Annotated in this window: 22 protein-coding genes and 4 pseudogenes; 17 read left to right on the forward strand and 9 right to left on the reverse strand. The window is 63.1% G+C overall.

Translation table 11 applies throughout. The features are described from left to right. Positions 1-112 precede the first annotated feature (112 nt). Positions 113-682: pseudogene (locus QM789_RS06320) on the reverse strand (IS66 family transposase); the annotation flags it as partial. A 1027-nt stretch (positions 683-1709) separates the two neighbouring features. Between QM789_RS06320 and QM789_RS06325 the strand changes: the two are divergent. From QM789_RS06325 to QM789_RS06375, 11 genes are all read left to right on the forward strand, one after another. Further along, entirely contained in the window at positions 1710-2462 is a 753-nt protein-coding gene (locus tag QM789_RS06325; protein WP_420351111.1) for a carboxymuconolactone decarboxylase family protein, read from the forward strand. A gap of 47 nt (positions 2463-2509) precedes the next feature. Then, positions 2510-2968, forward strand: coding sequence for a (R)-mandelonitrile lyase (locus QM789_RS06330; RefSeq protein WP_420351112.1), 459 nt, complete (start codon positions 2510-2512; stop codon positions 2966-2968). Between the two features lie 70 nt (positions 2969-3038). Continuing rightward, positions 3039-3434, forward strand: coding sequence for a (R)-mandelonitrile lyase (locus QM789_RS06335; protein ID WP_420351113.1), 396 nt, complete (start codon positions 3039-3041; stop codon positions 3432-3434). Positions 3435-3463: 29 nt separating this feature from the next. Further along, on the forward strand, positions 3464-4207 hold the full coding sequence (locus QM789_RS06340; RefSeq protein WP_420351114.1) for an SDR family oxidoreductase: 744 nt from the start codon (positions 3464-3466) through the stop codon (positions 4205-4207). Between the two features lie 138 nt (positions 4208-4345). Then, positions 4346-4786, forward strand: a complete 441-nt coding sequence (locus QM789_RS06345) for a cyclophilin-like fold protein (protein WP_420351115.1) — start codon at positions 4346-4348, stop codon at positions 4784-4786. Positions 4787-4796: 10 nt separating this feature from the next. Next, positions 4797-5171 (forward strand): DUF2255 family protein, encoded by a 375-nt coding sequence (locus QM789_RS06350; RefSeq protein ID WP_420351116.1) that lies wholly within the window; start codon positions 4797-4799, stop codon positions 5169-5171. 339 nt (positions 5172-5510) lie between these two features. After that, on the forward strand, positions 5511-6404 hold the full coding sequence (locus tag QM789_RS06355; RefSeq protein WP_420351117.1) for a LysR family transcriptional regulator: 894 nt from the start codon (positions 5511-5513) through the stop codon (positions 6402-6404). Between the two features lie 216 nt (positions 6405-6620). Further along, positions 6621-7181, forward strand: a complete 561-nt coding sequence (locus QM789_RS06360; protein WP_420351118.1) for a flavodoxin family protein — start codon at positions 6621-6623, stop codon at positions 7179-7181. 244 nt (positions 7182-7425) lie between these two features. Next, positions 7426-8163 (forward strand): PQQ-dependent sugar dehydrogenase, encoded by a 738-nt coding sequence (locus QM789_RS06365; protein WP_420351119.1) that lies wholly within the window; start codon positions 7426-7428, stop codon positions 8161-8163. Positions 8164-8168: 5 nt separating this feature from the next. Then, the gene (locus QM789_RS06370) at positions 8169-9155 is read left to right on the forward strand and encodes a serine hydrolase domain-containing protein (RefSeq protein WP_420351120.1); all 987 of its coding nucleotides are present in this window, start codon (positions 8169-8171) and stop codon (positions 9153-9155) included. Positions 9156-9382: 227 nt separating this feature from the next. Further along, entirely contained in the window at positions 9383-10072 is a 690-nt protein-coding gene (locus QM789_RS06375) for an NAD(P)H-dependent oxidoreductase (protein WP_420351121.1), read from the forward strand. Positions 10073-10204: 132 nt separating this feature from the next. On the opposite strand, the gene QM789_RS06380 is transcribed toward QM789_RS06375, so the two are convergent. The 4 genes from QM789_RS06380 to QM789_RS06395 form a co-directional block, all read right to left on the reverse strand. Next, positions 10205-11044 (reverse strand): SDR family NAD(P)-dependent oxidoreductase, encoded by an 840-nt coding sequence (locus QM789_RS06380; RefSeq protein ID WP_420351122.1) that lies wholly within the window; start codon positions 11042-11044, stop codon positions 10205-10207. 74 nt (positions 11045-11118) lie between these two features. Further along, a complete protein-coding gene (locus QM789_RS06385) occupies positions 11119-12021 on the reverse strand; it encodes an aldo/keto reductase (protein ID WP_420351123.1) in 903 nt (300 codons plus the stop codon). A gap of 34 nt (positions 12022-12055) precedes the next feature. Continuing rightward, positions 12056-12550 (reverse strand): YybH family protein, encoded by a 495-nt coding sequence (locus tag QM789_RS06390; RefSeq protein ID WP_420351124.1) that lies wholly within the window; start codon positions 12548-12550, stop codon positions 12056-12058. Positions 12551-12683: 133 nt separating this feature from the next. Then, entirely contained in the window at positions 12684-13667 is a 984-nt protein-coding gene (locus QM789_RS06395; RefSeq protein WP_420351125.1) for a quinone oxidoreductase family protein, read from the reverse strand. Between the two features lie 184 nt (positions 13668-13851). Between QM789_RS06395 and QM789_RS06400 the strand changes: the two genes are divergently transcribed. Continuing rightward, positions 13852-14751, forward strand: a complete 900-nt coding sequence (locus QM789_RS06400; RefSeq protein WP_420351126.1) for a LysR family transcriptional regulator — start codon at positions 13852-13854, stop codon at positions 14749-14751. 1187 nt (positions 14752-15938) lie between these two features. Next, positions 15939-16460, forward strand: a pseudogene (locus tag QM789_RS06405) (recombinase family protein); the annotation flags it as partial. A 194-nt stretch (positions 16461-16654) separates the two neighbouring features. Here the strand turns inward: QM789_RS06405 and QM789_RS06410 are convergent. The 3 genes and pseudogenes from QM789_RS06410 to QM789_RS06420 all read right to left on the reverse strand — a co-directional run bounded on the left by QM789_RS06410 (position 16655) and on the right by QM789_RS06420 (position 21426). Continuing rightward, the gene (locus QM789_RS06410; RefSeq protein WP_420351127.1) at positions 16655-18709 is read right to left on the reverse strand and encodes a TRAP transporter permease; all 2055 of its coding nucleotides are present in this window, start codon (positions 18707-18709) and stop codon (positions 16655-16657) included. 81 nt (positions 18710-18790) lie between these two features. Further along, on the reverse strand, positions 18791-19786 hold the full coding sequence (locus QM789_RS06415; protein WP_420351155.1) for a TAXI family TRAP transporter solute-binding subunit: 996 nt from the start codon (positions 19784-19786) through the stop codon (positions 18791-18793). A gap of 186 nt (positions 19787-19972) precedes the next feature. Beyond that, positions 19973-21426 (reverse strand): annotated as a pseudogene (locus tag QM789_RS06420) (alanine/glycine:cation symporter family protein). A gap of 81 nt (positions 21427-21507) precedes the next feature. Here QM789_RS06420 and QM789_RS06425 point away from each other — a divergent pair. Both QM789_RS06425 and QM789_RS06430 read left to right on the forward strand, forming a co-directional pair. After that, positions 21508-21804 (forward strand): LysR substrate-binding domain-containing protein, encoded by a 297-nt coding sequence (locus QM789_RS06425; protein ID WP_420351128.1) that lies wholly within the window; start codon positions 21508-21510, stop codon positions 21802-21804. A gap of 105 nt (positions 21805-21909) precedes the next feature. Then, positions 21910-22035 (forward strand): annotated as a pseudogene (locus QM789_RS06430) (IS481 family transposase); the annotation flags it as partial. A 49-nt stretch (positions 22036-22084) separates the two neighbouring features. Here the strand turns inward: QM789_RS06430 and QM789_RS06435 are convergent. Beyond that, on the reverse strand, positions 22085-23035 hold the full coding sequence (locus QM789_RS06435) for a LysR family transcriptional regulator (protein ID WP_420351129.1): 951 nt from the start codon (positions 23033-23035) through the stop codon (positions 22085-22087). A gap of 151 nt (positions 23036-23186) precedes the next feature. On the opposite strand from QM789_RS06435, the gene QM789_RS06440 reads away from it, so the two are divergent. Both QM789_RS06440 and QM789_RS06445 read left to right on the forward strand, forming a co-directional pair. Next, a complete protein-coding gene (locus QM789_RS06440; protein WP_420351130.1) occupies positions 23187-24050 on the forward strand; it encodes a D-amino-acid transaminase in 864 nt (287 codons plus the stop codon). Then, a complete protein-coding gene (locus QM789_RS06445) occupies positions 24047-25129 on the forward strand; it encodes a P1 family peptidase (RefSeq protein WP_420351131.1) in 1083 nt (360 codons plus the stop codon). The genes QM789_RS06440 and QM789_RS06445 overlap by 4 nt, the downstream gene beginning before the upstream one ends. Position 25130 lies beyond the last annotated feature (1 nt).

Raw genomic sequence — 25130 nt, forward strand, 5'->3', positions numbered from 1 at the left:
TGCCCGCGGCGTTGTCGATCATGACCTGTGCTGCGTAGACAGAAACAACCTGGATTATGGCTACGGCTTACACCGCAGGAATCTTCTTTGTACCCTCCGCCGAGAACCGTGGTCATGCAGCGTTGACTTGTGGCACTGCCGGTTTTGAGGTCCACGGCAGCAGTCCGGGCAGGCGCGAGGCTGGCAGGCCGGAGATCCGGGTGATGGTGTCGGCGAGCCAGGTCTGCGGGTCGATGCCGTTCAGTTTCGCGGAGCCGATCAGGGAATACATGCAGGCCGCTCGGTGACCGCCACGCTCCGAGTCGGCGAAGAGCCAACTCTTGCGACCAAGGACCGTTCAGCGCAGGTGTTGCTGAGGCAGACGCGGTCGTCGTCGAGGAACCGGGTGAAGCCAGGCCAGTGTTCGGATGAAAGCAGATAGCCGATCGCCTTGGCGTGCTTCGACAGAAGCGCGCGTTCGCTCCGCAGCCAGCGTTCCAGATCCTTGACCAGCGGGACCGAGCGCGCCTGTCGGGTCGCGAGGCGGTCGGTGGGATCCTGGCCGTTCAGGTCGCGCTCGATTGCGAACAGCGCGTCGATGCGCTTCACGGCCTCGAAGGCGATGGGTGATCTCTTTGGCCTCCTTGTCCTTGCGGGTGTTCCCCTCGACGTTGGCCAGGTCGAAGCCCCGGAACGGGGGATGATAAATGGAAGGAGGTGACAGACGACCTGAAACCGTTCGAAGCGATCCAGCGGGTTCAACTCCCGCCCGGCAAAGGCGCCGCCCGCCAGCCGGAAGCGAGTTTTGCATGGCTGTCGGCAACGGCAGTCGTGAAGCGTAGACAGCGGGCGATGAAGCGGCGGGGAAAGCCCCGAAATCATGTTCGTGATGACGCCTTCGGTGTGTTGAGCCCGGGGGCAGCACCTGACCTCCCGTCACTGGCGAGGCAGGCAGGGTCGTCTGGGGTCTTCGGCCGCCGCAAAGTCGCAGGATGGATCGCCGGGGAACTTGAGAGATCCCGCTTCATCCCGCCCCGGGCGAGCAGCGGCACCGTGGCGTCATCGCCATGCAGGCGGGCGACGGCGCGGAAGACCGCCTTCTGCTAGCGGCGAGCGGAACATCGCGTTCAAGTCATCGTGGAGAATGTGGCGAAGAAATATGGGTTGATCGCCAGTAGAGATCCATCATCCACCCCGCCGCGGCTTATCGGCCTGGACTTCCCGGGCAGCGTCCTTGGAGAGAACTTGTATCATTATCCGTCAGAGCTTTACGAATATTAGAAATGGTAGGCATATGGCGAAAAGAGTTGGCTGATAGCTGATGCCGCTCAACACACAATGCTTGTCAGATCCTTGTTGGCGACCCAATCCGATCCTGGGCTAAGCACCAGCGAAGTCGGTTGACTTTCAGTCACCTTCGGCGGGCACGCCGCGCGCGATCTTCGTCAGTTCCTCCCCAAACACAAGGACGAACAGGTCGCGCTTCCCGCCGAAGTAATTGTAGACAGGTCCGTCTTCAGAAAGAGCGCCATAGCCGTCGATCTACAGCACAGACGCTGCTGCGTCGAAGTGGGACGATGAACATCTCGCGTCCTTCGCGATCGCAAGGCGTCACGCCTTGACACCTTGATTGATGAATCTGGCTCATAGGCGCAATCGGAATTTTACCCATTATTCTGACCCAAGGGCAGTGCCATCTTCCCCCCGGATAAGAGAAGGAGCACAGACCGATGAAGAAGCTTGCGCCAATTGCGGTTGCCTTGTCCCTCACTGGCCCGGCGGCCTTCGCTCAGGAAGCTGATCCAGCATTGGCCCGGGCGGCCCCGGCCCTCGCCGCTTATGACAGGAAGACGCTCGAAGGGGGATTGTGGCAGCGTGAGGGGCTTTCCCCCCGTGACCGCAGCGTGATTTCCGTCGCCGCGCTGATCGCGGGCGGCAAGACCGAGTTGCAGCGCAAAGAGTTTGCCCGCGCCCTGGACAACGGCGTCACTTCGGGGGAACTGTCCGGCATCATTACCCATCTCGCCTTTTATGCCGGGTGGAACCACGGTATCGCCGCTGCACAGGTCGCTGCGGACCTCTATGAGGAACGCGGTATCGCTCCCGATAGCTTGCCTGGGCCGGATGTCGAACTGCTGCCCTTGAACGAGGAAGTCGAGGCTGCGCGCGAGACCAGCGTGCAGGAAACCTATGGCGCCACGGCGCAGGGCGTCGTCGATTTCACCCGCAATCCTATGTTCCTCGACCTCTGGCAACGTCCCGATCTGACGCCGCGCGATCGCAGTCTGGTCACGGTCACGTCGCTTGTCACCAATGGCCAGGGCGTGCAGGTGCCTTTCCACCTCAACCGCGCCATGGATAACGGCCTGACCCAGGCGGAGGCGTCCGAGGCCCTGACCCAGCTCGCCTTCTACGCCAACTGGCCAAACGTATTCGGCGTGATCCCGGTATTCCAAGAAGTCTTCGCCTCCCGCGGCCAGTGACCGCGGCGATGCGGGCTCCTCGCAACCCGATCAAGAGGAAAAATGACATGAACAGGTTGATTGCCGCCGCCGCGCTCGTGCTGATCGCAGGCCCCGCCCTGGCGCAGGATGTCATCAGCCCATCGGGCTCGCGGCCGACCGTCATCGGCTCTGCGGAAGTCTTTACCGGAACGGTGTTCGTTGAACCGATCTTCAGCGCCACCGACGGGCGTAACTACGAAATGGCAAGCGTGACCTTTCTTCCCGGCGCGCATTCCAACTGGCACTCGCACCCGGCCGGCAGCACCATGTATGTGACCTCGGGGACCGGCTGGACGCAGGTGGAAGGCGGCGAACGCCAGATCATCCGTGCCGGCGACGTGATCTGGGCACCGCCGGGTGTCAAACACTGGCACGGCGCGTCGGATACGACCGCCATGACCCATATCGTGGTCAACGGCTCCGTTGAAGGCAAGGTCGTCGAGTGGATGGAGCGCGTTACCGACGAACAATATCTGAGCGAATAATTGGCGAGGAAGCTGGAAGATTGGCCGTCGGGCTTCCTGCCCGGCGGTCGCGAATGATAAGGAGGCCACCATGCACATCACCCGAGCGGGCACCAGCCCGTCCTCCAAAGGCCCTGCTGACTGGTTCACCGGGACAGTCCGCGTGGACCCCATGTTCAACACCGCCGACCCCGAGCGCGTTCAGGGCGCCCATGTCACCTTCGAGCCGGGCGCGCGGACGGCATGGCATACCCACCCCCTGGGCCAGACACTGATCGTCACCTTCGGACATGGCCTTGTGCAGCGGTGGGGCGGGCCGATCGAGAGCATTCATCCGGGTGATGTGGTCTGGTTCGAGCCCGGCGAAAAGCACTGGCATGGCGCCTCGCCGGAGACCGGCATGAGCCACATCGCCTTGCAGGAGGTGCAGGACGGCAAGGTCGTCGACTGGCTGGAGCATGTCAGCGACGCGCAATACGGCGCCTGACGGGCGCTTTCTTTCAAGGACAAACGACAATGATCAAAGATAAAGTGGTGATTATCACCGGCGCGTCTTCCGGCATCGGCGAGGCCACGGCCCGGCTGCTCGCCAAACAGGGCGCGAAGGTCGTTCTCGGCGCGCGCCGCGAGGATAGGCTGAAGCAGATCGCAGACGAGATCAGCAAGGACGGCGGACAGGCCGTCTACCAGGTTCTCGACGTGACCCGGCCATCCGACAACGAGGCCATCGTGAGCCTCGCCAAGGACACGTTCGGCCGCGTCGACGTGATCTTCCTCAACGCCGGCATCATGCCGACCTCGCCGGTCTCCGCGCTCAAGACCGAGGAATGGAACCAGGCCGTCGATATCAACATCAAGGGCGTCCTGAACGGCGTCGCAGCCGTGATGCCGCATTTCATGGCGCAAAAATCCGGCCATGTCATTGCGACCTCCTCGGTTGCCGGGATCAAGGCTTACCCCGGCAGTGCCGTCTATGGCGGCACCAAGTTTTTCGTGCGCGATTTCATGGAAGTGCTGCGCATGGAGTCCGCCATGGAGGGCACGAACATTCGCACGGCGACCATCTATCCCGCCGCGATCAGCACCGAATTGCTGGGCGGAATCACCGATCCCGGCGCCGCCGAGAGCATGAAGGCGCTCTATGACCAGCACGCCATCACGCCCGACCGGATTGCCAGCGTCGTCTCCTTTGCGATCGACGCACCCGAGGATACGACGATCAACGAATTCACCGTCGGGCCGACCAGTCAGCCCTGGTGAAGAGGAACGCAGTGTCCTGCAAATTGCAAGGGCGCGCCCTCGCCTCCGAACGATCGCCCTGGTCGCCAATACAATCATGGCGGGCCGCTAGACGGCCCGCGACAACATACGAGTTTCTACTGATCGGAGGATTGAGCGATGCGCTCCCGTTTCGCGACCAACTTGATGGTCGCCTTTTCTATCGCGGGATCTGGTGCGCTCGCCGCCGAGGCGAAGGAGAGCACCATGAAAATCCGGCTGACACTTCAAGGCGCGGTACTGACGGCGACTCTGGAAGACAACGCCGCGAGCCGCGACTTTCTTGCGATGCTTCCGCTCGACCTGACGCTCGCCGACTACAACGCAACCGAGAAGATCGCCGATCTGCCCGCGCGGCTGTCGACGGATGGATCGCCCGAAGGCGTCGATCCGTCGGTCGGCGACATCACCTATTTTGCGCCCTGGGGCAATCTAGCCATCTTCTACCGCGATTTCCGCTATTCACGCGGATTGATCAGGTTGGGGGCCTTCGATGGCAATATCGACGCCCTGCGCCAGCCCGGTCCACTGAACGCCACCATCGAACGCATCGAACCATAAGGAGCCCATGATGAGCTGGGACAAGGAAGAACTGAACAAAATCGACGCGGCGAATGACCTCCGCGTCGCCCCCTTTCGCGAGGACGGGAAGACTCCGGGCACACCGACATGGATCTGGTCGGTCATCGTGGAGGGTGCGCTTTATGTCCGCGCCTATAATGGTCAGGGCTCACGCTGGCACAAGGCGGCGATGCGGGAAGGCGCCGGACAGATCACTGCCGCCGGCAATACCTACGGAGTTATCTTCGAACCCATCGAGGGACCACTGAATGACCGCATCGACGACGCCTATAGGGTCAAATACAAAGGCAGCCAGTATCTTGCGCCGATGATCGGCGCCCGGGCGCGCGGGGCCACGGTTCGGATCACGCCTCGCGGCGCATGACCCATGCCCGTTCGTGGGCATGAGATGCAGATCGCCCCGGCGAATCCTACGGCTTGCGGCAAGTGACCCAATTCATGAGCTACTTTCATAGCCTTTTGCCGGATTCTGCCTCTAATTCCGTGAAGGCACCAACAGTATCCTGCCCTTATCGACAGACAAGGGACCGAAAAATGTTCGAGCAATGGGACAAACCCCCTTATCCCGAGAAGCTGGAAGCGCGCCAGCCGCAGCGCAGTGTCCAGAACATGCCATAGCAATGGCCGAACCGGCAGGGTTCGGCTACCTCCTCAGGGTAAGCGGTGGCATAATCAGCCTGTCATTCATGAGGAGAGGCGATCAATGAAGCGACAGCACATCAACGATCTGATTGCCTTCATCGAGGTCGCCCGTGAGCGAAGCTTCACGAAGGCTGCGGCCAAACTCGGCGTCTCGCAATCGGCGCTCAGCCACACCATCCGGCAGTTGGAAGAACGGCTGGAGTTGCGGCTGCTGACACGAACGACGCGGAGCGTTTCGCCTACCGACGCGGGGGAACTTCTCCTTTCGCGGATCGCACCGCATTTTGATGGAATTGCAATGGAACTTGATGCCGTCAGCGCACTACGCGACAAACCTTCTGGAAACATCCGGATTACTACCGCTAACTACCAGATGCGGGAGTATCTGTGGCCGAAGCTGCGCGATTTTCTCAAGGAATATCCTGCGATCACCGTCGAGCTGAATGTCGATTACGGCCTCCAGGATATCGTTGCCGAAGGGTATGATGCCGGTGTTCGCATGGGTGAACAGGTGGCAAAGGATATGATCGCCGTTCGGATCAGTCCCGACATCCGGTTTCTGGTGGTAGGTGCACCCGCCTACTTCGAGAACAGAGCCGCACCGGAGACGCCACGGGATCTGACCAACCACTCCTGTATCAATTTGCGTTTACCTACCTATGGCGGCCTTTATGCTTGGGAATTGGAGGAAGACGGCCGGGAGATCAGTGTCCGGGTCGAAGGTCAGGCCGTCTTCAACGACATCTACGACGTATTGCAGGCAGCGGTGGACGGGATCGGTCTGGCTCACTTGCCTGAAGACCTGGCCCGTCCCTATCTGGAATCCGGTCAGTTGGTCTGCGTGCTGGAAAACTGTTCAGCCTATTGGACAGGGTTCCACCTCTACTATCCCAGCCGACGGCATCACTCGCCCGCCTTCGCTGCCTTGGTCAAGGCGATGCGGTTCTCGGGCTAACTTCTGCCGCTGACAGGTGCTGTCATGCTTTGATTGATGAATGGCGATCATAAGGCAATGCAAGAATATACCTAATCTGTTGGGCTCATGGGCCTAGCTATAGGCAACGGCTAGGCAGGGACGCGGTTCCCAAAGGCTGTTGCAGATAACTGACGCGCTCGCGATGGCGATCAGGGGCCTGGCCCTCACGCGAACTCTCAATTCGGAAGAAGTATCATGAAAATTGCAATCGTTTTCGACAGCGGCTTCGGTCACACCGCCAAGCAAGCTCAGGCCGTCGCAGAAGGCGTCAACAAGGTGGTAGACGCAAAAGCCGTCCTCGTTCCGGTCGCGGAAGGCAATGTGCCGTGGGATATGTTTGAGACGTGTGACGCCATCATCTTCGGCTTCCCCACCTACAACGGGCTCATCAGCGCGCGACTGAAGCAGTTTATGGAGGACTCGACCCAGCGGGCGTGGACACCGCAGAAGTGGCGCAACAAGATCGCCGCCGGCTTCACCAATTCCGGAGCCATACACGGCGACAAGTTGAATTCGCTGATTTCCATGGCCTTGTTCGCCGCCCAGCACGGCATGATCTGGGTCGGGCTCGACATGTTTCCCGGCAACGGTTCAGAGGACATGAACCGCGTCGGCGGCTGGCTGGGCGCCATGGCACAGTCCGATAATGACTCGCCCGACGTGACGCCGATCGAGAGCGACCTGAAGACTGCGGCCCACCTCGGGCAGCGCGTGGCGGAGGTTGCCGCACAGTTCCGGGCCGGGCGCGCGCAGTGACTGGGGGTAGCGTGAATCCGCCAAACCGGGGACAACACAGGGCTGGCCAGGTGGTTTCATGAGCGGGCCTCATAGGGCCATGCGGGATCGGGCGGGTTTTCGCGCCGGGGCAGCGCCCGTATGGTGCAAGCTGTGGTCGGATGACCGCGCCCCGCCCTGATGGGTGCCCACTCATTTGATACATGTTGAGGAGACGCCGACGATGCAGAATCCAGGACAACAACGTGGCTCCTTCGGGTGGGGCATGCCCCTGGCGATCTCGACGGTTCTTGCTCTCTCCGCTCCTGCCATGGCGCAGGACTTCAATGCCGCCCCGCCCAATGCGCCCGGGCAGCAGTCGGCTTTTGCGGGGCAGACGCGCGCGCCGGTCATTGCGGATGATCTGCGGCTGGAACAGCAGGTCATCGCGAAGGGGCTGGTCCACCCTTGGGGCATGGAGCAGTTGCCCGATGGACGTTGGTTTGTGACCGAACGGCCCGGACGGCTGCGGCAGATCGCAGAGAACGGAACGGTCTCCGAGCCCATTGCCGGTCTGCCGGAGGTGGATGCGCTGGCCCCGGACGGCAGCCTCTGGACGGCCGAGCAGGGGCCGCGCGGAGGCGATGAGCTGAACCGGCCGCAGGCGGGCCTGAACCACGGCTGGCCGGTCATCACCTATGGCCGCGACTATAGCGGCGCCCCGATTGGCGAGGGTCTGACCGCGCGGGAGGGGATGGAGCAGCCGGTCTACTACTGGGATCCGGTGATCGCGCCGGGTGGCATGGCCTTCTATGAGGGCGCGCTGTTCCCGGACTGGCGGGGCGACCTGCTGATCGGTGGACTGGTGCGCCTGACGTTGGAGGATGGTCGCGTCACCGGCCAGGCGCGGTATCTGCAAGGGCAGGCCCGTATCTGCGATGTCGATGTCGCACAGGATGGTGCGGTGATGATCCTGACCGATGCCGAGGACGGCGCCTTGATCCGCCTGACGCCTGCGCGGTGATCCCGATGCCGAACCGCCGTGTCTTCTCCGCTGGCCTTCTGGCGGTCCTCACCAGCCCCTTCGTGCATCGGGCTGCCGCCCAGACCGCAGGCGACATCCGTTTGTTTGCGGCGAACCTGCCACAGCTTCATGCGATCATGGTGCAGCGGGGTGGGGACGTCCTTGTGGCCGGAGCGCCACGCGGGCCGGGTCTGGACCGGGTGGCGAACATCAAGTCTTGCTCGAAAAGCATCGTCGGGCTGCTGACCGGCAGCGCGATTGCGCAAGGGGCGTTTCCCTCCGTCTATGCCGCGCTTGGCACAGTCGCCCCGTCGCTCATTCCCACTGATGCAACATCCGGCGTTGCGGAGTTGACCATCGAGGATCTGGTCACGCTCCGCGCCGGTCTTGAGGGAACCTCGGGCGGCAATTACGGGGCCTGGGTGAATTCCCGCAACTGGGTCGCCTATGCCCTGCGCCGGCCGATGGTCGCCACGCCGGGCAGCCGCATGATCTATTCGACCGGCACCACCCATATTCTCGGAGCGGTGCTGGCGGTTGCGACGGGTGCTAGCTTGCTCGATCAGGCGCGCACTGTCCTCGGCCGTCCCCTTGGCATCGAGATCCCCGCCTGGACCCGCGACCCGCAGGGTTATTATTTCGGCGGCAACGAGATGGCGCTGACGCCGCGCGCGATGCTGCGCATCGCCGTGATGATGCGCGACGGCGGGCAGTTCGAGGGGCGGCAGATCGTGACGCCGGAGTGGTTTCGCGCCTCGGTGCGCCGGCACACCCGCTCGCCCTGGTCCGGCATGGACTACGGCTATGGCTGGTTCCTGACCGGGAGCGGCTACATCCTCGCGCGCGGCTATGGCGGCCAGATTATCGCGGCGCATCCTGACCGCAACCTTGCCATCGCCATCACCTCGGACTCGAATGCCCCCGCCCGGTCGGATGGGCATTTCGGACGTCTGATGGACCTTCTGGACGGGCCGGTGCTGGCGCTGGCCTGATCATGTCAGGCCAATTCATGAGCCTAATATATAAGGGTAATGAGCATTTCGAGCATAAAGCGAACAGTCGTGATGTGCGACAGATCAGGATGCGCGAGGCGGATCCCGTTCTCGGTCAGTCGGCCGAAAGCTGGACTGCCGAGGCGCCGTATCCCCCTGCATAGGATCGGGAGACCTCCTCATTTCACGTCCGGGAGCAGACAAAACCTTCAAGAAAGGAGATCACCATGTCAGACAGGCAAAGAGGGCCGAACCTACAGAACGAAGCCTCAGGTGCAGGCAATGTCAGCCGCCGCAACATCTTCAGGGCAGGTGCCGGGCTGGCCCTCGGCGCGGTGGTGCCCGCAGCGCTGTCGGGCACGAGTGCTCAGGCTCAGGTTATCAACGGCACACCGAAGACGTTGATCATCGCCTCCCATCCCTATCCTGACCGCTCTGTCGTCAACAAGGCGTTGTGGGAGGTGGCGCAAACCGCAGAAGACACGATGTTCGTGAACCTGGATTCGGTCTATGGTGACAACGTGCGTGGATTCGACCGCGCGGCGGAACGCCGGCTCTATCAGCAGATGGACCGGATGGTCCTGATGTTCCCGATCCACTGGTTCAACATGACGCCGATGATGAAGGCATATCTGAACGAGGTATGGGGCGCGGGCGCTCCGTCCGAGCTCAGGGGCAAGGAGCTGTTCGCCGTGGTTACGGCCGGCGGCGCCGCGAGCGGCTACCGGCGTGAAGGCCAATACGGCTTCACCATCGAACAGGTGCTGACCCCGCTGGCCGCCAGCGCGAACTATATCGGCATGAACTATTCGGAGCCTCTGGCTTTCCTCGGCGCCGCTGGCGCAAGCGGCAGCAGGCTTCGCGAATACCAGGATGCACTGGCAGCAAGGCTGCGCGAGGCTCCCCGCCGGGGCTAGCTCGCGCGGTTACGCCAACAGTCTGGTATAAAGGATGGCCGCCCATCACAGGAGGCGGCTATTCTATTGAAGTCACGGATATGTCTGTGGGCCGGATGCACAGGCACGCAATCCAGCCCAATGGGTTCGGTCTTACACGTCGATGTCCATATGGCGCGAAGCCTCGGGAAGTGCAGCAATATCCTCCCGCAACTCACGGATTTTCTGTTCCGTAAGCTCAACGGCATCGCTGCCAGCGATGAACCGGTGCGGCGGCGGGTTCGATTTCACCACTTCCACCAGGGCGCCGGCCAGTTTTCTGGGATCACCGGCCTGCTTGCCGGACTGATCCTTCCACCATTGCCGCTGTGCGGCACTCGCCTCCGCATACTCTGCCACCGTCGCCTCGCCGAAGAACATCGAGGCTTCCGAGGCCAGTTCGGTACGGAACATGCCCGGATTGACGATGGTCGTGTGGATTCCGAACTGGGCGACTTCTCCCCGCAGCGATTCCATCCACCCTTCCACGGCGAATTTCGACATTGCGTAGATCGAGCTGAAGGGGAAGCCGGCCAGTCCCGCACCGGAGGAGATGGAAAGGATATGACCGGCCCGCTGCTTGCGCATGCCGGGAAGCACCGCGCGGGTCACATTCATCGGCCCGATCAGGTTGGTGTCAAGCTGTGCCTGAATCCGGACGGGAGACATCTCCTCGAAATATCCCGCATAGCAATTGCCGGCATTGTTGAGGAGGACGTCGATACGGCCGAAACGATCCACGGCAGCTTGCACCGCTGCCTCCGCATCCGTCTGACTGGTCACGTCCAGCTTGACGACCAGCAGGTTCGGATGGGCGCCAACCGCATCTGCCACATTGTCGGGGTTCCGGCCGGTCGCAACGACAAAATCCCCTGCGGCGAGCGCCGCCTTGACAAACTCGACGCCCATGCCACGCGATGCGCCCGTAATGAACCAGACTTTCTGTTCTGCCATTTATGTCTCCATTCTACTGTCAGGTTGCAACGATCGGTCGAGCGACCGCTGCCGTTCAAGCGAGGTGGCGATGCTCAGGCTTTCGCTGCCGCCACACGCTTGCGGATGGTCTCAAGATCGTTGGCCTCGGGATCGGGGCCGCCACGTTCATTGCAGTCGAGCGCGTCTATGGCCGCGACCTCTTCGGCGGTGAGTTGGAAGTCGAAGATGTCGATGTTCTGCGCAATGCGCTCGGGCCGGCCGGATTTCGGGATGACGGAATGGCCGTGTTGGATCTGCCAGCGCAGCACGATCTGTGCGGTGGTCTTGCCATATCTCGACGCGATCTCGGCGATGACCGGATCGGTGAGCGGGTCATGGGCGGTCGCCGGGTCTTTGGCCCAGTATCGCTTCACGCCTCCGATCGGCGACCACGCCTGCGTCAGAACACCATGCTCGGCATTCGCCGCCCGCACGTCGGGTTGGGTGAAATAAGGGTGTAGCTCGACCTGATTGATCGCAGGAATCACATCGCTCCCGGCGATCAGGTTGGCCAGATGGTCCGGGTTGAAGTTGCAGACGCCGATGGCGCGAATGCGACCCTCGGCCAGCAGCTTCTCCAATGCCCGCCAGGATGCCAGCGTGGCATCGAAGGTCCGGGGAACAGGCCAGTGCAGAAGATAGAGGTCGAGGTAGTCCAGTCCGAGTTTTCCAAGGCTGGTGTCGAAGGCCCGCAACGCCTCCTCATAGCCATAGTCGGGCAAGAACAGCTTGGTTGTGACGAACAGTTCAGAGCGGTCAATGCCGCTTTGCCGAATACCCTCACCGACCTGTTCTTCATTCTGGTAGGCGGCGGCGGTGTCGATGAGCCGATAGCCCGTTTCAATTGCGGTGCGCACCATGCGAACGGTGTCGTCACCGCCGCTATAGAGAACGCCAAGCCCCAGTGCGGGGATGTCGATCCCGTTGTTCAGTTTCAATGTCGGACTGATCGTCATCGCCCGTTCCTTTCCCGCTGCTGGTTGATGCCGCTCAGTTTGCTTCCGGAGCCGGATCGCTGTTGAAGATGTCGGAGATCACCTTCCAGTCGCCGCTGATCTTCTGCCAGACGAGCACATATTTTCCGGTGTCGGTGATCGGGCCGACTTGCGGGATTGTCGCTGCGAAATCGTAGGTTCCCCGGTCATAGGCCAGATCGCCGGAACTGGAGATAATCAGGTCCTCGGGGTTGAGGCGGAAGCTGAACCCCTCCAGTTGAAGCTGCCGCCCCCACCGTGCGCCGATTGCCGCGCTGCCGACCACTTCATCCTCGCCCGGTGCCATGAGCACGGCGTTTGCGCCATAGAGCTGTTCGATCGCAGCCGCATCTCCGGCTTCGATCAACGTGGCCCAACGGGTGCGGATGTCGCGGATCGCCTGTTCATCCGCTGCGGCGACTGGCGTGGCTTCGGGCGCTTGAGCCCAACTGACGGTGGAGACGGTCGGCATCATTGCGACGACGGCAGCAAGGATGAGGGACTTTCGCATTCTGTTCTTGTCCTTGGTCGAGAGGGTGGGTGCGCCACCGCGCACGGGCGGGCGCCGCGTAGGGGCATCGGCCGCCGGCAGAGGAAGGGCGAACCGAAACCTGCCATATCCGGTTCGCGTCGTCGGCCTTTCGTCAGGGTGTCAGGTAAAGTTTGCCTTGCGCCTGCCGGTTTTCGATGTCCCGATGGGCATCCGCAGCGCGATCAAGGGAATATGCCGTTGCGTTGTCCAAGTGCAGCCAGCCCTCTTCAATGGCGGCGATGACCTGTGCCGCACGCTGCTGCAACTCGGCCGGGTCTGCGACATAGGTGAACACCGACCCTCCGCCCAGCCGCAGCGCCTTCTGGGTCAGCAGCGTCGGGTGAATTGCCGGAATGGGGCCGGAAGCCGCACCGATCGAAACTGCCGTGCCGCCCCGTCCCAGCGTCGCGATGGTCTTCACCAGGGTCTTTTCTCCTATCCCATCGAGCGCGAGATCAACCCCCTTGCCGCCGGTGTGCGTCATGATCTCTTCGACGAAATCATAGTCCGGTCCATAAATGACGACGGCATCGGCGCCGAGGCCGCGAACTGTGGCCGCCTTCCGTTCGCTTGATACGGTGCCAACCACCCAGGCGCCGAGGTGCTTGAACCATTGGACAAGAATCTGTCCGACACCTCCCGCAGCCGCATGAACAAGCACACGATCACCGGGGCCGACCTTCCTGTATTCATGGACGAGGTATTGCGCCGTAAGCGCCTGAAAAAGCAGGCCCTGGCTTGTCGTGAAGCTTTCAGGAACGACAATGGCCCGGCTGGCAGGAAGGACGACCTGGCTCGCATAAGAACCGCGCACATCCATCCAGGCGACGCGCGAACCGGCCTTCAGGCCCGATTGGCCATCCTCCAAACCGGCGCCCAAGGTCCGGACACGGCCAAGTCCTTCGAGACCGAGAACGAGCGGAGGCTGCACGGTGTGGATCTTCGAGGCCCCGATGCGCTGCGCGAGATCCAGGAAGTTGACGCCGGCGGCTTCGACATCGACCAGAACCTCGCCAGGCCCCGGGATCGGGTCTGCGACGGATTCAACGACAAGCTGACCGGGATCACCAAAGTCCTTGAGCAGAACATGTTGCATTTCTTCGATCCCCCTGGACGACCATATGACCGGAAATGTGGGCAAGGCCCGGTCGTCTGAATCTGCGTCTTGGCCTTCAAGGCGCCCGGCCAGACTGTCTGTTGCGTTGAGGGAAGAGGTAGGCCAGAAAGATTGCGGGTATTAGTACCGTTATATTGTATGAACCTGTGAGGAAAATTCACCAATGGCAGCGGGGCCGCACAACGAGATTGCTGCGTTTCTGGCGGTTGCGCGTGAGCGCAGCTTCACAAGGGCGGCCGCCAGGCTTGGCGTTACGCCCTCAGCGCTCAGTCATGCTGTTCGAGGGCTTGAGGAACGTCTGGGGATCCGCCTTCTGACGCGCACCACCCGCAACGTCGCGGCAACGGAAGCCGGCCTCCGGCTTGTTCAGTCGGTCGGCCCGCTTTTCGAGCAGATTGATCTTCAGATCGCCAGCCTCGGCGATCTGCGTGACCGTCCGTCAGGAAAGATCCGGATCACCTGCAATGACTATGTGATCGAGACCATTTTCCGGCAGAGGCTGCGGGAGTTCCTGCCCCGACATCCGGGTATCGAGGTCGAATTCGTCATTGACTATGGCTACACCGATATTGTCGAGCAGGGTCTTGATGTCGGTGTGCGTCTTGGCGAGAGCATCGAGAAGGACATGATCGCGATGCGGATCGGTCCCGATTTCAGGTTTATCGTCGTTGGTGCACCTTCATATCTTGCCCTGAACCCCATGCTGACGGTCCCGCAGGATCTGACCGATCTCCAATGTATCAATCTGCGCTCCATCACGGCCGGATCGTTCTACCCGTGGGAATTCGAGAAGGATGGTCAGTCGATCAATGTTCGCGTCGGTGGTCAGCTTGCCTTCAACAGCGTCGTTCCAATACTGAGCGCTGCCGTGGATGGCCACGGTCTGGCGTATCTGCCGGAAGACCTTGCCGCCCCCTTCATTTCCCGGGGCGAGCTTGTCATCGCTCTCGAAGATTGGTGCCCTGTCATACAAGGGTATCACCTGTATTATCCCAACCGCCATCAGGCATCCCGGGCATTCAGGCTGTTCCTGGATGCGGTCAGATACCGTGGCGGGGATTGAATGCCGCCTTTTATTCATGCAAGGGAATCACAAGCTCATTCGCGATACGCGGGGCAATTTGACCGTGCAAAGCATTCCATCTGACTCTGTGACCGTGGCCAACCAGTCCAACAGAAAAGTGGAACACGATGAGGCTTGCAGCGACCATCGTCCTCAGCCGGCCCAGTATGCTGGCCGGGGGGGCGAACTGTGCGTTCAAGGCCGAGCGCAGTGTCCGCGCTGTCATGCCTGCGCAATCCACCACCGCATGCGTGGAGGCTGCCACGAGTGTGGCGCAGGTGCTGAATGGCGCAACGTCCACCGAGCCGGCGACCGTTGTCCAATAGCAGGTCGCTCGTGCGGACCCCTGAGAGCCGCCGCCTCATCCAGCGGCGGTTCTTTTCTGCGCCGAACCGGCCGATCACCTGGTTCAGAGGCTATCCGACTGGCCAGATATCCCGGGTTCTCTTCGCCGGCACTCCGCCAATAACTGTGTTCAGATCGACATACTGCGGGACCACCGCGCCTAATCCAATCACGACGCCGGCGAGAACCGTGGCATTGGCGCCGATCCAGACGCGCTTCACGGATGTCACCTTTCGGGAGCAACTGCTTGCCGAACTGGCCAGGATCACCGGCGAGACACTACCCGAACAAGACGTGCTCTGATGCCTGAAAGAGTGAACCTGGTCTTGTGCGGGGTCTCTACGGCGTTTCGTGCCCTGCCGCGTGCCGGACGTGGATCGGTTTCAAGGATCGGCGGGCGGCCGTGATCGTTGCGCGTGATGGCTTTGCGAAATGAGACATGTGAACAAGTCTGCTCTCAAGAGTGGACTCTTCGAGAGGACAGTTCTAGGAGGTCCGCTTCTGAGCGCGTGGCATGGCCCTATTTGTGGGCGCAACAAACCTCATCTTTCCGCCCTCCGTCACCATTGGTAGGGGCTTTGGCTGCGACTTGTCTGACTGGCACCTATCTCTGGGCTTCCAGATCGCCATCCTGTGCGCCAACAAGGAACCTCCCGCCCTTCTCGTCGAGAAGCACGCAACCGCGAAGGCGAGAAGCGCTGCGATAGATGAGGTCTCCGCGCTTCCCGCCTTCGCTACATGGTCGTGGGCTGATACCGTTTGGGCATGCGCGCCGCCGAGTAGGGGCAGTTAGCCGTGCCGACGCGAGTCAGTTCTGATGTTCCCTCTACGATCAGGCGGACGTGGCGGCCCTGTTCAAGCATCTGAAATTCGCGGGCGTGACCATCGTCACGCTGGCCGAGGGCGAGATCTCCGAGCTTCATGTTGGGCTGAAAGGCACGATGAACGCGCTGTTTCTCAAAGACCTTGCCATGAAAACCCATTGCGGGTTGCGGGGCAGGGTGGAGAAGGGCAAGGCGGGCGGTGGGCTTTGCCACGGCTATCGCATCGTGAAGAAGATCGACGGTAATGGCGAGCCGATCCGGGGCGACAGGGAGATCATCCCCGAAGAAGCCGATACCGTGCGCCGCATCTTCCGCGAGTTTGCATCCGGCAAAAGCCCCAAGGCTATCGCCGTCGATCTGAACCGCGATGGCGTTCCCGGCCCGCTTGGCCGGGCATGGGGCGACACCAGTATCCGGGGCCATGTCTCGCGCGGAACCGGCATCGTCAACAACGAGCTTTATGCGGGCGTGCTGGTCTGGAACCGCCTGCGCTTCGTCAAAGATCCCTCCACCGGCAAGCGCGTGTCGCGCATCAATCCACCTGCCTGTAGAGGCCAGCGGAGCGCTGGATCGTCTGATCGTTGCCGTCGTGGCGTCGGATGCTCAAGCATGACCTCACCCCCTCTCTCACCTTGTGCACCGGATATTTGCCGAGGGCGTCCCTGGCGTAGGGCACCAATGGCCCCCGGCGGCGTATGGATACTGTGGCCGGGAACGCCTTTCGGTGCCTCCGGTCAGGCCGGTTCGGGGCTGGGGCCCGATCTTCCGGCCAGCACTTGCCGCAGCAGCACCGCGCCCAGGATCGCTGCGCCGATCACGGTCGAGATGATCTCGGGTGCGATCATCATCAGCGCGGCAACGGGAAGCAGCAGCCGTTCGACCAGCAGCAGCGGACCCAGCAGCCAATTGGTGATCGCCGCCGACAGCGCCACGATACCAAGCACCGCACCGGTAAAGGCCAGCAGGAAGTCGGGCAGTGTGAAGGATTGCGTGACCAGCAGCAGCGAGGGCGAGAAGACGAAGACGAAAGGCACCAGCGCCTTGCCCATCGACAGCCGGAAGGCGGTGTTGCCCGCCTTGAAGCCGTTCGCGCCCGCGATCCCGGCACCGGCATAGGCGGCCAGCGCCACTGGCGGCGTCACGTCGGCCAGCACGCCGAAGTAAAAGACGAAGAAATGCGCCACCAGCGGCTCGACATTCATCATGCCCAGCACCGGCGCGGCCACGGCGACCATGATGATGTAATTCGCCGTGGTCGGCACGCCGCAGCCCATCAGCACGCAGACCACCGCCGTCATCACCAGCGTGAAGAGCAGCGTCAGTGTCTGGATCGAGAACAGTTCGAACGGCAGCACCCCATGTAGCGAGGCGGCCCAGTTCGCCGCGACCGATGTGACCATGAAGGCGATCTTGAAGCCCACGCCGGTCAGGGTGACGATGCCGATCACCACACCGACCAGCGCCGCCGCCGCCGTCACCGCCAGCGATTGCCGGGCACCCGCGACGAAGCCCTCGTAGATACCGGCGGCGGCCTCCTTGATGCCGCCCAGAACGCCCGCCGCCATGATGCGCTGGATCAGATAGACCACCATGCAGGCGGTGATGGCCCAGAAGGCCGACAGGAACGGCGTACGGCCCGACATCAGCATCCAGACCAGCAGCACCAGCGGAAAGACCGATAGCCAGCCCTCGCGCAGGACCTTGCCAGCCGTGGGCAGTTCCTCCTTGCGCAGGCCCCGGATGCCCAGGCGCTTGGCCTCAAGATGAACCTGCACCAGCACGCCGAAGAAATGCATGAAGGCCGGTACGATGGCGGCGATCAGGATGGTGCGCAGCGGGATGCCCAGGTATTCCACCATCAGGAAGGCGACTGCCCCCATGACCGGCGGCGTGATCTGCCCGCCGGTCGAGGACGCGGCCTCGACGGCGGCGGCAAAATGGCGCTTGAATCCGATCTTGATCATTGCCGGAATGGTCAGCGCCCCGGTCGTTACCGTATTGGCGATGGACGAACCCGAGATCGTGCCCAGCATGGCCGAGGACACCACCGACACCTTGGCTGGCCCGCCCGCGAAGCGGCCCGTAAGCGCGGTGGCCAGGTCGATGAACAACTGTCCCAGCCCGATCTTCTGCGCCATGACGCCGAACAGCACGAAGTGGAACACATAGGTCGCGATCACCCCAAGCGCGGTGCCGTAGATGCCCTGCGAGGTCAGATACAGGTGATTGATGATGGTCGCCCAATCCGCGCCGGGGTGGACAAGGATGCCCGGCATCGACCGGCCGAAATAGGCATAGGCGATGAACAGGGCCGCGATCACCGGCAGGGGCCAGCCCATCGAGCGCCGCACCGCCTCCATCAGCACCACCAGCAGGACCGTGCCCATGGCAATGTCGATGGGCAGCGGATTACCGACGCGGAACTGCAACTGGGCATAGATCCACGGCACATAAAAGGCGCTGACCGCGCCGCCGATGGCCAGCAGCCAATCAGTCACCGGTACGCCCAGCACGGCAAAGCCATCGGTCTTGTGGCGGTTGCGCGCCAGGGCCGAGAAGCTGAGGAAGATCACGAACAGCGACACGCCCAGATGCAGCCCGCGATGCGTGGTCGCGCGCGGAATGCCGAAGCCGGCCGTGTAGAAGTGATAGCAGGACAGCAGAAACAGGATCACCGCCGACAGGATGGCGACGGGGCGCGTCACCGTGCGAAAGCGCGCCTCGGGATCGTATTCCTCTTCCAGCGCGCGAAGCTGGTCCTCGGAAAGCTGGGGGGTGGTGTCGGTCATGCGCTTGTCCTGCCGTGCGATTGGGGGGTGGGGAGGCGAACCGGATGCCGGTCGCGTCCCCCGTTCGGCTTGCGGGGGTGCTTATTCCAGCTTCCCGGCTTCCTTGTAGAAACGCTCGGCCCCCGGATGGAAGGGGATGCCCGCGCCCTGGGTCGCGCTGTCCAGCGTGATTTGCTTGCCCTTGGCATGGCCAGCGGTGAACAGCTTCTGCGTGTTCTCGTTGTAAAGCGCCTTGGTGATGCCATAGACCAGTTCTTCGGGCTGGTCGGCGTTGGTCACCAGCTGCGCGCCTACCGAAAGCGTGGCGACATCGGCCTCCTGGCCGTCATAGGTGCCGGCGGGCACGTTGTCCGCGGCAAAGAAGCTGTAGGTTTCGCGCAGCTTGTCGGCCTCGGGGCCTGCGATGGGCACCAGGGTCACGTCATGCTGGCTGGCCAGTTCCGCGATGGCGCCCGCCGGAAAGCCGCCGACGAAGAAGAAGGCGTCCATCGCGCCGTCGCGCATCCGGTCGGCGGCCTGGTCGGGCTTCAGGTATTCCGGCGTCACGTCGGCTTCCGACAGGCCATAGGCTTCCAGGATGATCTTGGCATCGACCAGCGTGCCCGAGCCGGGCTCGTCCAGCGAGACCTTCTTGCCCTTGAGATCGGCGACCGAGGCGATGCCCGCATCCTTGCGCGCCACCAGATGGATGCTTTCGGGATAGAGGTTGGCGATCAGCCGCAGCTTTTCCACCGCCGGCTGGCCTTTCCACAGCCCGGTGCCGGTCTGCGCCCAATAGGCGATGTCGGACTGGCTGAAGCCCGCCTCCATCGCGCCGCCGTTGATGGCATTGACATTGCCGACCGAGCCGTTCGAGGCCACTGCCGTCGCCACCAGCCCCGGCACGCCGCAGGAGCCGCCATCCTCGCAGGCGCGCGAGCCGGGCGGGTTCGAGATCGCGTTGGCGATCAGCCCGCCGATCGGGTAATAGGTGCCCGCCGTGCCGCGGGTGCCGATGCGGAAGAACGACATCTCCTGCGCCGAAGCGGCCTGGCCGAGCGCGGCGGTGGCGGCAAGAGCCGCGAGGAATGTCCTGATTTTATTTTATATTTCTCTGTTGATGGTGCCGAGGCTAACCTAGGGTCATTGCCGGGGATAACTGCCGTTTTGTTGGGCGAAGCCTTGCCGGTTGGCCGAAAGGGGTAGGCATGGCGCGACCGTCGGGCGCAAAGACAAGCCGGACCCCAGGGCCCGGCTGCCGATGTCATGGGCGGGTCGTGGCGGTCAGTTCCATATTTCGGGATCGACGCCCTTGGCCATTTCCGGGTGCTCCTTGATATGAAAACGCGGCACGACCCCGGCTTTGCGCTGCTCGAAATAGTTGCGGGTCAGCGCGACCACCGTGCCCGACAGTGCAGCGATGGCGATCAGGTTGATCGTCGCCATCAGCCCCATCGAGGCAGCCGCCAGGTTGAACACCGTCGCCACCGCCTGAAGCGCACCCCAGACCACCATCACCATCACCGCCGTGCGCAGCGCCGTCAGCCCGGCCTTGTTGCCGATGCCCAGGAAGGACAGCGCCATTTCCGAATAGGCATAGTGGCCGATGATCGAGGTGAAGGCGAAGAAGAAGATCGCCACCGCGACGAAGATCGGCCCGATGCCGCCGATATGGTCGGCCAGCGCCGATTGCGTCAGTTGCGTGCCGGTCAGCTCGCCGCCGGGGACGTAGACACCCGACAGCAGGATCATCAGCGCCGTGCAGGTGCAGACCAGGATGGTGTCGATGAACACGCCCAGCGATTGCACGAATCCCTGGCTGGAGGGATGATGCGGGTTCGGCGTCGCCGCCGCCGCGATGTTGGGAGCCGAGCCCATACCGGCCTCGTTCGAGAACAGCCCGCGCTTGACCCCGTTCATCATCGCCGCCGCGACCCCGCCGGTGACGCCGCCCGCCACCTCGACCAGCCCGAAGGCATTGCCGACGATATGCCACAGCATGCTGGGCACTTCGGACAGGTTCATCACCACGACGATGATTGCCACCAGCAGGTAGATGCCGGCCATGAAGGGCACGACATATTCCGCCACCGCCGCGATCTTGCGGATGCCGCCGAAGATCACCACGGCGGTCAGCGCCGCCAGCGCCAGCCCGGTGACGATCTTGGGCAGGTTGAAGGCGCCTTCCATCGCGTCGGCGATGGAATTGGCCTGCACCGCGTTGAACACCAGACCAAAGGACAGGATCAGGCAGAACGCGAACACCGCCCCCAGCCAGGGCATGCCCAGACCCTTGGCGATATAAAAGGCCGGACCGCCGCGATAGACGGCAGTGGCGTCGGTGTCGTCCTTGACCTTGTAGAGTTGCGCCAGCGTCGATTCCGCATAGGCCGTGGCCATACCGACGAAAGCTACCACCCACATCCAGAAGATCGCGCCCGCCCCCCCAGCACCAGCGCCACGGCGACGCCAGCGATGTTGCCGGTTCCCACGCGCGAGGCCAGGCTGGTGCAAAGCGCCTGAAAGGGCGAGATGCCCTGCTTGTCCGTAGACGGCGCGGCGGTGATCGAGCGGATCATCTCGCCGAAATGCAGGGCCTGCTGAAAGCGCAGGCGGATGCTGAAATAGATCCCCACCGTCAGCAGGCCGTAGATCAGCACATAGCCCCAGAAAATATTGTTGAGAAAGTCGATTATCGCTGTCACGTCTGCCGTCTCCTCCTGTTGCGCATCGCCCATTCGGTCGGGTTCTGTCACGCAAGAGGGACAGGCCGCGGCAGCCGGCGACGGCACCTTGGGGGCTGGGAGCCTCCGTCTGCCTTGTCCTTACGCATCGGGTGCCTTGCTTTGGCAAGGTCCGCTGACGGGGAAAATTACCGGTGGATTTCTCGACCGGCTGCTGAATCGCTCAACCTCCATGCCGGGGACGCGCTCCGCATCACCGAGGGGACGGCACGCGATAACCGGCTGGATGTGGCCTTCATGGCTTTCACGCACGAAATCCCCAACCTGCACGCCCGCGTTGTCTGGCGTGATCGTCTGCTGGTGACAATGCCGGAAACGCACCCTCTGGTGCAACGCGAACACATCTCATGGCAAAATCTTCCTCCTGCGTGAGGATGGCACCGGTCCGCAGGGGCATGACCTGATCGTGGCCCGGGCCAACGATCTCTCGCTGCGCTGTCGGTCGCAATTCCCTGCTAACGATGATTGCAGCGGGACAACTTCGCGCGCAGGCGCAAGACGCTCGGTGGTCTCAAGCCGCACGAATACATCTGCAAGGTCTGGACATCAGAGCCCGACAGATTCATCCTGAGCCCGATCCACCAGATGCCGGGACTGAACACCTGGGCGCGGTTCCGTTCCCCAATCGTTTCCAGCCGGATCGGGGGTCGCCTCATATTTGCGTGGGATGTGACGGCGGATCGGCCGTGGGGAGGTTGCGCCACAGCGCATCGGCCATCGCCCGGTTTCCGTCGCGCGGGCGGAAGGCGCGGATCTCGACGGGCAGGGACCAGTCCGGATCGCGGCTCGCAAGGCAGAGTCGGCCGTTTTCCAGATCGTCGCGGATCAGCGCATGGGGAAGCCAGCACAACCCCCAGCCGGCCAGCGCGCATTGCCGCAGCCCGTCGCTGATCGTGCTCTGGTGAACCAGCTTGCGTTGCAAAGGGGGGCGCTGTGCGAATACCCGATGCAGGGCCACGCCGAAAAACGAACTGCCGGTATAGTCGAGATAGGGCAGGGGGACATCCTGGCGCAGCGCCTGTTCGATCAGATCCTCGCGGGCACGCAGCCCGGGAAGGCGCAGCTTCGGCGACACCACCGGCAGGAGCTGCTCAGCGCCGAGCGTCTTCCATTCGAAATCCCCGGGGCTGAGAAACAGCCGCACGAAAGGATGGACATAGGTCACGAAGAGATCCACCTCGCCGCCGGTCAGGGCTTCGAGGTTGGCCTCTATGCCGCCGCGGTCGGGGAGGACCATCGTCACGAGGCCGGGCAGTGTCGCGCGGCTGCGTTCGAGCCATTCGGGAAGCACCGTCACGCCGAGGCTGTGCAGCGCGGCGATCGTCACCCGCCGGTCGCCCAGATCTGCGACCGGGGGCAGGCTCTCGCGCAACTGGTGGAAGGTGCGGATGGTGTCCTGCGCCACGGGAAGGAAGGCGCGGCCCTCGGCCGTCAGTTCGGCGGGAAGCCCCGCGCGGTTGATCAGCGTTACCCCGAGCCAGGTCTCCAGTTGCTTGATTCGGCGGCTGAAAGCGGATTGCGTGACATGCCGGGCCTCGGCCGCCCGTGAAAAACTCGCACAATTTGCAAGCACAACGAAGTCTTCAAGCCACTTAAGTTCCATCCCCGGTTTCGGCGCCGATCATGCTGCAACAGTTACCCTTTGAATAACCGAGGTTATGCAGATCCGGAATATCTTTTTCGAGAACCGGCATTGGCCAGTGCCATGCTTCCCGCGCATGGGTTTGCTGAACCGTCACAGCAAGGTGCAGTCGATGCGACAGATTTATGTCAACGGTGTCTTCCAGAGCGAAGAGCACGCCACCATTCCCGTGATGGACCGGGGCTTTCTGTTCGGGGATGCGATCTATGAGGTGACGGCGGTGATCGGCGGGCGGCTCGTTGACAATGACCTGCATCTCGCGCGGTTCGAGCGGTCTCTGGGCGAGCTTGGCATTCCCCTGCCGTTGCCACTCGCGCAGATCCGCGAGGTCCAGCACGAACTCATGCGGCGCAACGCGATGACCGATGGCACGATCTATCTTCAGGTGTCGCGCGGCACGGCGGAGCGGAATTTCCTGCCCCCGCAGGGATTGAAGCCGAATTTCGTGGCCTTTACCCAGCCGAAGATGCTGACCGATACGGTGGCGCAGCGCAACGGGATTTCGGTCCTGCCGCTGGCCGATCCGCGCTGGAACCGGCGGGACATCAAGACGGTGATGCTGCTCGGGCAGGTGCTGGCAAAGCAGCAGGCGCGGGCGGAAGGTTACGACGACGTATGGCTGCATGAGGACGGCGTGGTGACGGAGGGTGCATCCTCGACGGCCTTCATCCTGTCGCGCGACGGCGCCATCGTGACACGGCCCAATTCCACGGCGATCCTGCCCGGCTGCACGCGCCGGGCGGTGCTGCGGCTGATCGAGACGGCGCCGGGCCTGCGCCTTGAGGAGCGCGCCTTCACGCTCGACGAGGCGCGCGGTGCGGCCGAAGCCTTCCTCACCAGCGCCTCGAACCTCGTTCTGCCGGTCGTCCGGATCGGCGAGGCGGTGATCGGCGACGGCACGCCGGGGCCGGTCACGCGGGAATTGCAGCGGCTCTATCTGGAGGCGGTCGCCATGCACAATCCCGAGGCGGCATGAACGGGGGCGTCCGGGAGCAGGTCGGGGCGCCCCGATACCGCATGATGGCACGGCTGCCCGGTATTCAGCCCTGCGGTGCGCTGAATGCGATCACGGATGTTCCGGGCGTTCTTGTCGGGCACCGGACATGTCGTCGCGGGGCGCTGAACACCGGGGTGACGGCGGTGGTGCCACAGCCGGGAAACCTGTTCCGGCAAAAGCTCACGGCGGCGGTCGAGGTGGTGAACGGTTTCGGCAAAAGCACGGGGCTGATGCAGGTGGCCGAACTCGGGTCGCTGGAAACGCCTGTCCTGCTGAGCAATACCTTCGCCGTCGGACGGTGTGCCGATGCGCTGATCCGGCGGGCGGTCGCGGAGAACCCCGACATCGGGCGCGGCACATCGACGGTGAATGCCGTGGTCTGCGAATGCAACGATGGCGGGCTCTCCGACATTCAGGCCATGGCGGTGACCGAGGCCGACGCGCTGGCGGCCCTCGACGCCGCGGGCCGCGACTGCGCCGAGGGCTCTGTCGGCGCGGGAACCGGCATGACCTGCTTCGGCTTCAAGGGCGGCATCGGCACGGCATCGCGGCGGATGACGATCGCGGGCGAGGCGCGGCATCTGGGTGTGCTGGTTCTGGCCAATTTCGGCCGCGCGGGTGATCTGGTCCTGCCCGACGGGCGGCGGCCCGATCCGCGCGCCGGAGGCGGCCCGGAGAAAGGCTCGATCATTGTTGTTCTGGCGACCGATGTGCCCGTCGATCAGCGGCAGTTGCAGCGCATCTGCCGGCGGGCGGGCGCGGGCATCGCCCGGCTGGGTACCTTCTGGGGCAATGGCAGCGGCGATGTGGTGCTGGGGTTCTCCACGGCCAACCGTATCCCGCACGATCCCGGGCCGGACCTGCTGCCGATGCAGCGCCTGCATGACAGCCGCATGGATGACCTGTTCCGCGCCGCCTGCGAGGCGACCGAGGAGGCGGTCCTGAACGCGCTCTGCGCCGCGACGCCGGTTGTGGGCCCCGGCGGCGCGACGCGCCCGCTGCTGTCCGACTGGCTGCGGGAACACGATACCGAAACCCCGGGGAAGGAGCCCGAATGAC

The organism is Paenirhodobacter sp. (genome assembly GCF_047600745.1).
GTDB lineage: Bacteria > Pseudomonadota > Alphaproteobacteria > Rhodobacterales > Rhodobacteraceae > Rhodobacter.

What these genes read in the sequence shown, in the direction of transcription:
- QM789_RS06380 (WP_420351122.1), bottom strand. Translation starts at nt 11,044, where the DNA reads ATGGCAGAACAGAAAGTCTGGTTCATTACGGGCGCATCGCGTGGCATG.
- QM789_RS06365 (WP_420351119.1), top strand. Translation starts at nt 7,426, where the DNA reads ATGCCCCTGGCGATCTCGACGGTTCTTGCTCTCTCCGCTCCTGCCATG.
- QM789_RS06410 (WP_420351127.1), bottom strand. Translation starts at nt 18,709, where the DNA reads ATGACCGACACCACCCCCCAGCTTTCCGAGGACCAGCTTCGCGCGCTG.
- QM789_RS06325 (WP_420351111.1), top strand. Translation starts at nt 1,710, where the DNA reads ATGAAGAAGCTTGCGCCAATTGCGGTTGCCTTGTCCCTCACTGGCCCG.
- QM789_RS06395 (WP_420351125.1), bottom strand. Translation starts at nt 13,667, where the DNA reads ATGCAACATGTTCTGCTCAAGGACTTTGGTGATCCCGGTCAGCTTGTC.
- QM789_RS06345 (WP_420351115.1), top strand. Translation starts at nt 4,346, where the DNA reads ATGCGCTCCCGTTTCGCGACCAACTTGATGGTCGCCTTTTCTATCGCG.
- QM789_RS06370 (WP_420351120.1), top strand. Translation starts at nt 8,169, where the DNA reads ATGCCGAACCGCCGTGTCTTCTCCGCTGGCCTTCTGGCGGTCCTCACC.
- QM789_RS06440 (WP_420351130.1), top strand. Translation starts at nt 23,187, where the DNA reads ATGCGACAGATTTATGTCAACGGTGTCTTCCAGAGCGAAGAGCACGCC.
- QM789_RS06390 (WP_420351124.1), bottom strand. Translation starts at nt 12,550, where the DNA reads ATGCGAAAGTCCCTCATCCTTGCTGCCGTCGTCGCAATGATGCCGACC.
- QM789_RS06445 (WP_420351131.1), top strand. Translation starts at nt 24,047, where the DNA reads ATGAACGGGGGCGTCCGGGAGCAGGTCGGGGCGCCCCGATACCGCATG.
- QM789_RS06340 (WP_420351114.1), top strand. Translation starts at nt 3,464, where the DNA reads ATGATCAAAGATAAAGTGGTGATTATCACCGGCGCGTCTTCCGGCATC.
- QM789_RS06335 (WP_420351113.1), top strand. Translation starts at nt 3,039, where the DNA reads ATGCACATCACCCGAGCGGGCACCAGCCCGTCCTCCAAAGGCCCTGCT.
- QM789_RS06385 (WP_420351123.1), bottom strand. Translation starts at nt 12,021, where the DNA reads ATGACGATCAGTCCGACATTGAAACTGAACAACGGGATCGACATCCCC.
- QM789_RS06350 (WP_420351116.1), top strand. Translation starts at nt 4,797, where the DNA reads ATGAGCTGGGACAAGGAAGAACTGAACAAAATCGACGCGGCGAATGAC.
- QM789_RS06435 (WP_420351129.1), bottom strand. Translation starts at nt 23,035, where the DNA reads ATGGAACTTAAGTGGCTTGAAGACTTCGTTGTGCTTGCAAATTGTGCG.
- QM789_RS06330 (WP_420351112.1), top strand. Translation starts at nt 2,510, where the DNA reads ATGAACAGGTTGATTGCCGCCGCCGCGCTCGTGCTGATCGCAGGCCCC.
- QM789_RS06360 (WP_420351118.1), top strand. Translation starts at nt 6,621, where the DNA reads ATGAAAATTGCAATCGTTTTCGACAGCGGCTTCGGTCACACCGCCAAG.
- QM789_RS06375 (WP_420351121.1), top strand. Translation starts at nt 9,383, where the DNA reads ATGTCAGACAGGCAAAGAGGGCCGAACCTACAGAACGAAGCCTCAGGT.
- QM789_RS06400 (WP_420351126.1), top strand. Translation starts at nt 13,852, where the DNA reads ATGGCAGCGGGGCCGCACAACGAGATTGCTGCGTTTCTGGCGGTTGCG.
- QM789_RS06355 (WP_420351117.1), top strand. Translation starts at nt 5,511, where the DNA reads ATGAAGCGACAGCACATCAACGATCTGATTGCCTTCATCGAGGTCGCC.